The sequence below is a fragment of the Pseudoalteromonas sp. 0303 genome (assembly GCF_013349995.1).
Classification (GTDB): Bacteria; Pseudomonadota; Gammaproteobacteria; order Enterobacterales; family Alteromonadaceae; genus Pseudoalteromonas.
On record NZ_JABVXF010000206.1, the window covers coordinates 1 to 243 of the forward strand.

The following is a 243-nucleotide window of genomic DNA, read 5'->3' on the forward strand; positions in this document are numbered from 1 at the left end:
AGGTCATATAGCCAAATACCGTGGAGAGATAACATTACGCAGTCACTTGTTTCTCGGAGCCAGAGCGGTTATCAGTCAGTTAAAGCATCGAGAGCCAAAAACGAAAAAAGAACAATGGCTCAAAGCATTAGTTGAAAGACGCGGTGTGAAGTGCGCCGCCATTGCATTAGCAAATAAAACGGTTCGGACGGCGTATGCCATGCTGAAAAAGGGCACGAGTTATGAACCCAGTTTATTAGCCAA

At 45.3% G+C, this 243-nt stretch carries 1 pseudogene; it reads left to right on the forward strand.

The annotated features are described in order from the left end of the window. Positions 1-243: pseudogene (locus HUS62_RS22985) on the forward strand (IS110 family transposase); the annotation flags it as partial.